General features: G+C 62.0%; 1 protein-coding gene. It reads left to right on the top strand.

Annotated features, from left to right (window positions below; all coding sequences use genetic code 11):
- The coding region (locus NG901_RS16720) for a VIT1/CCC1 transporter family protein (RefSeq protein ID WP_252217067.1) at positions 1 to 266 on the top strand (266 nt) is incomplete at both ends.

Genomic DNA, 266 nt, shown 5'->3' with positions numbered 1-266 from the left:
TATCGAGCGCGAGCGCATTGAGCTCCAGGCCGATCCCGATCATGAACGACGGGAACTCACCGCCATATATATGCGCCGCGGGTTGACGAAGCAGTTGGCCACAGACGTCGTTGAAGCGCTGACCGCGCGTGATGCGCTCGAGGCCCATACGCGCGACGAGCTTGGTATCACCGATACGTCGACAGCCAACCCCGGCCAGGCGGCATTGGCGTCTGCCGCCTCTTTTGGAATTGGTGGCCTGCCGCCGCTTTTGACGGCCTTTTTGG

This window comes from Clostridium sp. CMCC3677 (assembly GCF_023845585.1).
GTDB classification, from domain to species: Bacteria; Bacillota; Clostridia; order Clostridiales; family Clostridiaceae; genus Clostridium; species Clostridium aquiflavi.
The sequence above is the reverse complement of the archived record's forward strand: the minus strand, read 5'-3'. Positions and strand labels throughout refer to the sequence as shown.